Genomic DNA, 9,045 nt, shown 5'->3' on the forward strand with positions numbered 1-9,045 from the left:
GTATGGAAGACAAAGCGCACGATTCGACAGATCCTATTATCCCCGCCACGACGCCAGCGACCTGGCTGGGCGTGATGGGCGGCGGCCAGCTGGGCCGCATGTTCACCCACGAAGCGCAAGCCATGGGTTACAAGGTGGCGGTGCTGGAACCGGAGCAGGATTGCCCGACCGGCCACGTCGCCGACCGCCATTTCCTGGCCGACTACAACGATGAAGTCGCCTTGACCGAGATGGCCAGCCTGTGCGCGGCGGTGACCACTGAATTTGAAAACGTCGCTGCCGACAGCCTGGCGATCCTGGCGCGCAACAGTTTTGTCGCGCCTGCCGCCGCCTGCGTTTCGGTAGCCCAGGACCGCATGGTGGAAAAGCGATTCTTTACCGAGTGCGCCAAGACATCGACGGTGCTGCCTGCGCCGCATCACCTGATTGCATCCGCGGCAGATATCGAGACTATTCCTGCCGATTTGTTGCCCGGCATCCTGAAAACCGTGCGGCTCGGTTACGACGGCAAGGGCCAGGCGCGGGTGCGTAACCTGGACGAGGTGCGCCAGGCGTTTGCCGGCATGAACGGCGTTGCCTGCGTGCTGGAAAAGATGCTGCCGCTGGCCTACGAGGTTTCGGTGCTGGTGGTGCGCGGGCTGGACGGCAAGGCTGCCGTGTACCCGATCGCTGAAAACGTGCATCGCGACGGCATCCTGTTTACCACCACGGTTCCGGGCCCGAATGTCTGCGACGAAACCGCCAGGCGCGCCCAGCATGCGGCACTGGCCATCATCGGGCAGCTCGCCTATGTCGGTGTCCTGTGCATTGAATTTTTTGTCTTGCAAGACGGTTCGCTGGTAGTCAACGAAATGGCGCCGCGTCCGCACAACAGCGGCCACTACACCATGGATGCCTGCGTCACCAGCCAGTTCGCGCAGCAAGTCCGGGCCATGGCGCGCATGCCTCTGGGCGATACCCGCCAGCATTCGCCGGCAGTGATGCTGAATATCCTGGGCGACGTCTGGTTCGAGGGCGACAGCCAGCAGGCGCGCGAACCGGCGTGGGACCGGATCCTGGCTCTGCCGGCGGCGCATCTGCATTTGTACGGCAAGGCCCAGGCGCGCCGTGCGCGCAAGATGGGGCATATCACTTTCATCGCAGCGACCATGGCCGAAGCCCAGCAGCAACTGGCGCAAGCCTGCGATATCCTCGGCATCACGGCGTAAATGAAAGACTCGATCATCGATCAGCAAGCAATCCGGCTGGCCGCGCGCAAGCTGGAGGCGGGCGCATTGGTCGCGTTTCCTACCGAAACGGTGTACGGGCTGGGCGCCGATGCCGAAAATGCGGCGGCGGTGGCCAGCATCTATGCCGCCAAAGGACGTCCGTCCAATCATCCGGTGATCGTCCATGTCGCGCCGGAAGCTGATATCGCTTATTGGGTGGAGTCGGTGCCGCCGCAGGCGCAAGCGCTGATCGCCGCTTTTTGGCCGGGGCCGCTGACGCTGATCTTGCCGCGCGCCGCGCACATACCGGACCAGGTTTCAGGCGGCCAGAGCTCGATCGGCTTGCGCTGCCCGTCGCATCCGGTGGCGCAGGCTTTGCTGCGTGAGTTCAAAGGCGGCAAGGGCGGCATTGCCGGCCCGTCGGCAAACAAGTTCGGCCATGTCAGCCCGACCACGGCGCAGCACGTGCGCGATGAATTCGACGCCGACGGCGATAGTCCGATTGCTTGTATCCTGGATGGCGGCCAGAGCGAGGTCGGCATCGAGTCGACCATCATCGATTTGTCGCGCCTGGCTTCGCATGGACCGGTGCTGCTGCGGCCGGGCCATATCAGCGCCGCGCAAATCGGCGCGGTGCTGGGAGTCGCGGTGCAAGCCGCCGACGCCGCCGCGCCACGCGCTTCAGGCACGCTGGAATCACACTATGCGCCGCGCACCCCGGTGCTGCTGGTGCCCTCGGCGCAGCTGGCGGCCACGCTACAGCAGATGCGCCAGGCCGGACAGAGCCTGGCACTGATCAGCTATTCCACGCTGGCCAAGGAGATTCCGCCTTTGGCCGCGCAATTTCCCATGGCCGCTTCAGCCCCGGCATATGCCCACGATCTTTATGCCGCGCTGCGCAACATGGATCACGCAGCGGCCGACCTGATCGTGGTTGAAGCACCGCCATCCGACCCGGACTGGCAGGGCATCAATGACCGTTTACGCCGTGCCGCGCACGACTCATCTGCCGTCCTGGCAGGTTTCAAAAAATAATTTGAGGTAAAAAAGCTACAACTATAGTCAAATGATTCTAAAGCTGGCATAGTGTAAAAAAAAGAATAGCACGCGCGTTCTTTTTGATGAAAAAAAAGCATAGGAAAAGATAACTGGAAGTCACGGATGCGCCAGTTCTGGTAAATGCAGTCGAATAAGAGAGCGTTGTCTGGCCGCGCCAGAACTGAAAAACGCCAAAAAAAAATGGGTTTGTACTGTATTCGCTGCAGGCAAAAAACCCGCTACTAAAAATGAAGTGTAACTTGGAGAAGACATATGAAAAAACAATTCAACGTATTGCCAAAACTGGCGGCCCTGTCCGTACTGGCAGCATTCGCGGCTCCCGCCATGGCGCAGCAGGCCGGCGACAATGTCGTCAACGTCGGCTGGGCGCACCTCGGGCTGAACCAGTCCAGTGAGCCGTTGAAGCTCGGGACCTTCACGGTGCCAAATAGCGGTGCGCATGTTTCCAACGCTGACACTGCCATCCTGCAGTTGACCCATTTCTTTACCGACAATATTGCCGTAACGGCGGACTTGGGCATTCCGCCGAAATTCAAGCTGAGCGGCGCGGGTTCCCTGAATAGCCTCGGCCAGCTTGGCACAGCCACGCAATGGAGCCCGGCGATCGTGGCGAAATACTTCTTCGGCGACGCTAACAGCCAATTCCGTCCTTTTGTCGGCGCCGGCGCTACATACGTCTGGTATTCGAACATCAAGCTGACCAGCAGCCTGACCGGACTTCTGGGCGGCGGCGATGCCGGCGCTTCCACCAGCGCCGATTTGAGCAGTTCTTTCGCGCCGGTCGGGACGGTTGGTATGACCTATAATTTCGACAAGAACTGGTCCGCCAGCTTCTCCCTGTCGTATGTCCCGCTGGACACCAAGGCTGACCTGAGTACTCGCCACAGCGATGGAACAACGACCCACGCCACTACCAAAATCACTCTGAATCCTTTGGTGTCGATACTGACAGTCGGCTACAAGTTCTAAATCGCCGGATAAGGTTTGTACCAAATGCCCTGCATAGCCAGGGCATTTTTTTGCCTGCACGGATTACATATGAGATTCTGTATATCTACGTCGACAAGCGGCGGCAGATTGCGTTAAAGTGAAAGTGTTAATGGAAAGTAACCAGGGAGTAGCGGCCATGACCAAGGAAGTTGCAGTTTTAGGGGGCGGATGCTTCTGGTGCCTGGAGGCGGTTTACCAGGAAATAAAGGGCGTGCAGCAAGTCGAATCGGGATATACCGGCGGCGAGGTAGCCAACCCAAGCTATGAGCAGGTCTGCGAAGGCACTACCGGCCATGCCGAAGTAGTCGCAGTGACATTCGACACCGACCAGATCAGCTTCCGCGAGCTGCTGGAAATCTTCTTTACGATCCACGACCCGACTACCCTGAACCGGCAGGGCAACGACGTCGGCACGCAATACCGTTCCGCGATTTATTACCAGTCGCCGCAGCAGCAGGCCGAGGCCAAGAAAGTGATGGCGGAAATGGCGAATGTCTGGGACGCGCCCATCGTCACTGAGTTAAGCCCTGCCGAGACCTATTACAAGGCTGAGGATTACCACCAGAATTACTTCCGCCAGCATCCGCTGCAAGGCTATTGCGCATTCGTGGTGGCGCCCAAAGTGGCAAAGCTGCGCAAGATCTTCATCGACAAGGTTGTCTCCGGCTGAAGATTGACCCACTGTTCCAGGCGGAACAGTGGGTAGCCGCAGATTATTGCGTGGCTTGGTAAATGTAGTCGCGCGACCAGGGCAGTGTGTTCGCGCTACGGCCGGCCTTGCGGCATACCACTTGGTACAGCGACATCCAGTCGCGTTCGAAACCGTAGGAACTGCCGGCCAGGTAAATGCGCCAGATGCGGAAACGGCGGTCGTCCACGGCTTTCCTGACTTCATCGGCGCGCGCTTCCAGGTTGTCCGCCCAGATGCCGCAGGTCTTGGCGTAGTGGCGCCGCAGGTTTTCCACATCGAATACTTCCAGCCCGCCTTCCTGCATGGTCTTCAGCACCAGGCCGATATGCGGCAGCTCGCCGTGCGGGAATACGTATTTCTCGATGAATTCGCCGCCGCCGTATGGCGATTCGCCGTTGTCGATGTCGGTGGTGGTGATGCCATGGTTCATGGCGATGCCGTCGTCCGCCAGCAAGCTGCGGATACGCGAAAAGTACATCGGCAGGTTATTCAGGCCGACGTGCTCGAACATGCCGACGCTGGTGATCCTGTCGAAACTGCCGGTGATGTCGCGATAGTCCTGCAGGCGGATTTCTATCCGGTCTTCCAGGCCGGCCTGCTTTACCCTTTCCTTGGCCAGTGCATACTGGTTTTCCGAGAGCGTGATGCCGACGCATTTGGCGCCGAATTTCTGCGCCGCGCGCAATACCAGGGCGCCCCAGCCGCAGCCGATATCGAGCAAGGTGTGGCCCGGCTGGAGCTGGATCTTGGTCAGGATGTGATCGATTTTTTTGAGCTGCGCAGTGGCCAGGTCTTCATCGCCGTTTTCAAAATAGGCGCAGGAATAGACCATGTTCTGGTCCAGCCACAGCTTGTAAAAATCGTTGGAGACGTCGTAGTGGTAGCGGATTGCTTCCGCGTCTTTTTCCTTGTTGTGGCGGAAGGTGCGGGTGATGCGGGAGAATTTTCCATCCGCTTTCAGCGTATTGGCCGCCAGCGCGTTGCCGACAGCGATGATTTCCCTGATTTTTCCTTCGACTTCGATCTTGCCTTCAACGTATGCCTCGCCGAGATTGGCGAGGGATGGCGTCAGCAGGTAAGTGAGGGCGGAGACATGCGGTACGCGTACCGTAACCTCCGGCGCCGCATAGATGCCAAAGTCAAACTTCTGGCCGTTCCACAATTCCAGCCGCAACGGTATTGCGGCGCGGTGGCGGACTTCATTTACCCAGTTCTCAAGCTTCTTTTCCCAGAACACGATTTCTCCTCCGGTGATTAAATACTTGTACCAAGCGGGCCGGCGTTGACCGATGACGCAGAACTAAGGTTGAAGGCGTTGCCGCTGCCAGTTGCCATCCGCGTCCAGGGTATACAGAATCCGGTCGTGCAAGCGAGACCGCCGTCCTTGCCAAAATTCTACCGTATCCGGCAAAAGTCTGTAGCCGCCCCAATGATTTGGCCGCGGCGGATGATCGCCGAATTCTTGTTCGGCTTTCGCATATTCGGCTTCGAGCAGGTCGCGGCTGCTGATCGGCTGGCTTTGCGCCGATGCGATCGCACCGAGGCGGCTGCGCAGCGGCCGGCTATGGAAGTAAGCGTCGCTCTCGTTTTCAGAGACGCGTTCGACCCTGCCTTCGATGCGTACCTGGCGTTCCAGCGCTACCCAGTGAAACAACAGTGCGCCGTAGGGATGCGCCAGAAGTTCATGGCCCTTGCGGCTTTCGAAATTGGTAAACCAGGTGAAGCCGCGTTCATCAAACTGCTTGATCAGCACGATGCGCGACGATGGCCTGCCGTCCGGCCCCACCGTCGCCAGGCTCATCGCATTCGCCTCCGGCACTTCCGCCTGGATCGCCTCGTCAAACCATTTTCCGAATTGCGTGATGGGATCGGCGGCGCTGTCTGCTTCCGACAGGCTGGCTTGGCTGTAGTCGATCCTGAGATCTGCGATGGATTGGTCTTTGCTTTGGCTCATGCGCTAATACCTCGACGTTGCTGCATTGCTGCTCCTAGTTGCTGCATCTGCTGTTCATTGAAAATGCGTTTTGCCATTGGGGCGATCCAGGTTTCTTCCTTTTCCATGTGGCTGGCGTAGATGGTGGAAAACTGCTGCACATCTTGCGCCGACAGCAAGGGGATTGCGGCTTCGCCGTCGGCTATATGCGTCAGTTGCAGGTTCAGGGAATGCCAGAGGCTGTCCATCTGCTGATGTTCGGCCAGGATTTCCGGCGTCAGTTTTTGCAGCACGGCGGCGTCTTCGCCGGTTGCGGTGGCGGTCAGCATCGGCAGCAGGTCATGCTCTTCATCTGCATGATGATGCGGAGCTGCCTGGTTGAAATAGCGCATGACGCTGTGCGCCGCCTGCTGTGCCTGGGCGTCGCTGCCGTGTTGCGGCACGTGGTCGAGCAGGTTCTGCAGCGTGGCCAGCTGCTGGCGTATCTTGTCGTGGCAGTGCTTGAGGACGGCTATCGGCTGGCTGAAATCCGGCGCCGTGCTGATCAGTGCGTTTGGCATAATGATGTGTATCTCGTGGGTTAAGCTGGGACGCCATGGGCGGAGGGATGCTTATCTGTCAACTTGTCGATAAATGGCAATGTACTCATATTAAAGCACTTCAAAATAAATCCGTCTTGCAGAGCCGGTAAAATAGCGCCAATAGCGATATCCGGCCATCCTTGGATATTTTGGCGATTGCCCGTGCACTTTTTTTGTCTCCAGCCATGTCTTCATCCGTTGCATCAAGCGCTCCAGGCGCATCCGCCCCCATTGCCATCGACCTCGACGAGATCGACTTCGACCGGCGTTTCGGCGGCATCGCGCGCCTGTACGGCGCCGCTGCGCTGGCGCGCTTCCTGCAGGCGCATGTCTGCGTGATAGGCGTCGGCGGCGTCGGTTCCTGGGCGATCGAGGCGCTGGCGCGCAGTGCGATCGGTAACCTGACCATGATCGACCTGGATAACCTGGCTGAGTCCAACATCAACCGCCAGATCCATGCGCTGACCGATACGCTCGGCCAGGCCAAGGTGAGTGCGCTGGCGGCGCGCATCGCCCAGATCAACCCCTATTGCCACGTGACCGAAGTGGAGGATTTCATTACGGCAGACAATTTACCGGAAATGATAGGGGAGCAGCGCTACGATTACGTGATCGACGCCATCGACAATGTACGCGCCAAGGCGGCCTTGATCGCCTATTGCCGCGACCGGGGAGTTCGCCTGATCACGATCGGCAGCGCCGGCGGGCAGGTTGACCCGACCTGCATCGAAGTGCGCGATCTTGCCAAGACCGAGCAGGAACCGCTGCTGGCCAAGGTACGCAAACGCCTGCGTTCCGAATACCGTTTCCCGCGCGGTGATAAAGTACGTTTCGGCATCGACGCAGTGTTTTCCACCGAGCCCTTAAGCGCGCCGCTCAGCGAAGAGGCGTGCGCCGTCGATGCCGCGCCCGGTGTTACAGGGCTGAATTGCGCAGGCTACGGCTCGGCAGTTGTGGTCACCGCTACCTTTGGCCTGGTCGCGGCCGCCCACGTCTTGCGCAAGCTGGCGGCGGACGCCGAGCCTGTTGCTTGACTTGCCCATGGCGCCTGCATAGAATCCCGTGGACTATCCTTGTAGGAGATCCGGTTTTGGACAGTTGTCCCAGTATTCGTGGATGGGCGCGCAGCCCGATGCAATTCACCTGTTTTTAGTCGTCCATTGCTGCAGCCGTTGAATTGACGCGTTGTCGCATCCCGGGCGATCTCGCATCGCCGCCGATCCCGTCCATTATTTGTTTGAGTTGCCCGCCGGCCTTCAGTGCGTGATCCAATGCACGGAGCGGCGTTGCGCATCCATGGAATGTCGCCGCCCGGCGTGGCGACGCACACAGAAAGGCAGTGAAGATGGATTGGAAAATATTTACCCTGCGCGTATTGCTGGCCCTGACCTTAGGTTCGCTGATAGGCGCGGAGCGTCAAATGCGCCAGCGCATGGCCGGTTTGCGGACCAATGCGCTGGTATCGATCGGCGCATCGCTGTTCGTCATGGTGTCGGCATTCGAATCGGATCCGCAAGGTGCGACCCGGATTGCATCATATGTGGTGTCCGGCATCGGTTTCCTTGGCGCCGGCGTCATCATGCGTGAAGGGATCAATGTGCGCGGGCTGAATACCGCGGCGACGTTATGGTGTTCGGCAGCGGTCGGCGTGCTGTGCGGGCTTGGCCACGCGCTGGAAGCCGCCATTGGCGCGGCAGCGATCCTGGGGGCCAATGTCCTGTTACGGGGTGTCTCTAATATGATCAACCAGCGTGACCTGCACAGCGCGACGGAAATCGAGCAGGTGTATCGCCTCTCTGTAGTATGCCGGCCGGAAGATGAGGTGCAGGTGCGCACCTTGATGCTGCATATGCTCAATGGCATGCCGCACCTGGTGGTGCAGTCGCTGCATAGCGAGGACATGGCTTCCGGCACCCAGCTGGAAGTGCGGGCGGACCTGATTACTTCACCCAGCAATCATCTGCAGCTGGAGCAGATAGTGAGCCGGATCAGCCTGGAAAAGGGCGTGAGCGCCGCCCGCTGGGCGGTGCTGAACTCGGTCGATGCTTGATGGACTGGCCGTTGCCAGTGTTTGTCGGAGCAGGTCTGGATTAGGGTAAAAAAGGATAAATAGAAATATTTTAAAGAAAGAGCGAAAAAGTACTTGCTGGGGTGAGGAAGGGTTGCTATAGTTCGCCTCCCGTTGAGAACGACGCGAAATTAACGAGATGGCCGAAGAGAAGTTGGGGCTGTTTTGAAAGCGGAGTTTGAGAGGGGAAAACGGGATTTGCGGGTGTTGTAGGTGTTAAGAAGTTTTTCGGTGAGTAGTAAAAAAGTAGTTGACGAAAAGCTGGAAACGCCACATAATCTCATCTCTCTGCTGCTGACAAACAAAACGATTTGACGGCGACGCGAACCAGGGTTCTGGTGGCGCGAAGTAGAAGGTTCTTTAACAATTAACAGTCGATAAGTGTGGGCGTTTGATGGAAGTGCAGCGCTGCTGATGTAAATCAGGAGCGTATAACTTAAAACATTAAATGTTCACAAAAGAAGAAAATAGGCGCTTCTGAGAAGAAGTGGCCTGTCAGTATTTTGAGTGAGCGA

The 9,045-nt window shown here is 58.5% G+C and carries 9 protein-coding genes; 6 read left to right on the forward strand and 3 right to left on the reverse strand.

Annotated elements, in window-relative coordinates:
- The first annotated feature begins 2 nt into the window (after window positions 1–2).
- From BM062_RS21695 to msrA, 4 genes are all read left to right on the forward strand, one after another.
- Window positions 3–1,208 (forward strand): 5-(carboxyamino)imidazole ribonucleotide synthase, encoded by a 1,206-nt coding sequence (locus BM062_RS21695; RefSeq protein ID WP_092400796.1) that lies wholly within the window; start codon window positions 3–5, stop codon window positions 1,206–1,208.
- Window positions 1,209–2,243 (forward strand): L-threonylcarbamoyladenylate synthase, encoded by a 1,035-nt coding sequence (locus tag BM062_RS21700; protein ID WP_092400762.1) that lies wholly within the window; start codon window positions 1,209–1,211, stop codon window positions 2,241–2,243.
- A gap of 276 nt (window positions 2,244–2,519) precedes the next feature.
- Window positions 2,520–3,236 carry an OmpW/AlkL family protein gene (locus BM062_RS21705; protein WP_092400765.1) on the forward strand — a complete coding sequence of 239 codons (717 nt, stop codon included), beginning with the start codon at window positions 2,520–2,522 and terminating at the stop codon, window positions 3,234–3,236.
- Window positions 3,237–3,393: 157 nt separating this feature from the next.
- The gene (gene msrA, locus BM062_RS21710; RefSeq protein WP_092400768.1) at window positions 3,394–3,927 is read left to right on the forward strand and encodes a peptide-methionine (S)-S-oxide reductase MsrA; all 534 of its coding nucleotides are present in this window, start codon (window positions 3,394–3,396) and stop codon (window positions 3,925–3,927) included.
- 43 nt (window positions 3,928–3,970) lie between these two features.
- Here msrA and BM062_RS21715 read toward each other — a convergent pair whose 3' ends face one another.
- The 3 genes from BM062_RS21715 to BM062_RS21725 form a co-directional block, all read right to left on the reverse strand.
- Window positions 3,971–5,185: an SAM-dependent methyltransferase gene (locus BM062_RS21715; RefSeq protein ID WP_092400771.1), complete on the reverse strand. Its 1,215-nt coding sequence runs from the start codon at window positions 5,183–5,185 to the stop codon at window positions 3,971–3,973.
- A gap of 63 nt (window positions 5,186–5,248) precedes the next feature.
- Window positions 5,249–5,902 (reverse strand): pyridoxamine 5'-phosphate oxidase, encoded by a 654-nt coding sequence (pdxH, locus tag BM062_RS21720; RefSeq protein ID WP_092400774.1) that lies wholly within the window; start codon window positions 5,900–5,902, stop codon window positions 5,249–5,251.
- Window positions 5,899–6,441, reverse strand: coding sequence for a hemerythrin domain-containing protein (locus tag BM062_RS21725; RefSeq protein ID WP_092400777.1), 543 nt, complete (start codon window positions 6,439–6,441; stop codon window positions 5,899–5,901). Before BM062_RS21725 ends, pdxH begins: the two co-directional genes overlap by 4 nt.
- A 206-nt stretch (window positions 6,442–6,647) precedes the next feature.
- On the opposite strand from BM062_RS21725, the gene tcdA reads away from it, so the two are divergent.
- On the forward strand, window positions 6,648–7,496 hold the full coding sequence (gene tcdA, locus BM062_RS21730) for a tRNA cyclic N6-threonylcarbamoyladenosine(37) synthase TcdA (protein WP_092400780.1): 849 nt from the start codon (window positions 6,648–6,650) through the stop codon (window positions 7,494–7,496).
- Between the two features lie 311 nt (window positions 7,497–7,807).
- On the forward strand, window positions 7,808–8,512 hold the full coding sequence (locus BM062_RS21735; RefSeq protein ID WP_092400783.1) for an MgtC/SapB family protein: 705 nt from the start codon (window positions 7,808–7,810) through the stop codon (window positions 8,510–8,512).
- The last annotated feature ends 533 nt before the right edge of the window (window positions 8,513–9,045 follow it).

The organism is Collimonas sp. OK412 (assembly GCF_900112135.1).
Classification (GTDB): Bacteria; Pseudomonadota; Gammaproteobacteria; order Burkholderiales; family Burkholderiaceae_D; genus Collimonas; species Collimonas rhizosphaerae.

Excerpts from the sequence above, each read along its gene's own strand:
- BM062_RS21695 (WP_092400796.1), top strand. The coding sequence starts at position 3 with ATGGAAGACAAAGCGCACGATTCGACAGATCCTATTATCCCCGCCACG.
- BM062_RS21700 (WP_092400762.1), top strand. The coding sequence starts at position 1,209 with ATGAAAGACTCGATCATCGATCAGCAAGCAATCCGGCTGGCCGCGCGC.
- BM062_RS21705 (WP_092400765.1), top strand. The coding sequence starts at position 2,520 with ATGAAAAAACAATTCAACGTATTGCCAAAACTGGCGGCCCTGTCCGTA.
- msrA (WP_092400768.1), top strand. The coding sequence starts at position 3,394 with ATGACCAAGGAAGTTGCAGTTTTAGGGGGCGGATGCTTCTGGTGCCTG.
- pdxH (WP_092400774.1), bottom strand. The coding sequence starts at position 5,902 with ATGAGCCAAAGCAAAGACCAATCCATCGCAGATCTCAGGATCGACTAC.
- BM062_RS21725 (WP_092400777.1), bottom strand. The coding sequence starts at position 6,441 with ATGCCAAACGCACTGATCAGCACGGCGCCGGATTTCAGCCAGCCGATA.
- tcdA (WP_092400780.1), top strand. The coding sequence starts at position 6,648 with ATGTCTTCATCCGTTGCATCAAGCGCTCCAGGCGCATCCGCCCCCATT.
- BM062_RS21735 (WP_092400783.1), top strand. The coding sequence starts at position 7,808 with ATGGATTGGAAAATATTTACCCTGCGCGTATTGCTGGCCCTGACCTTA.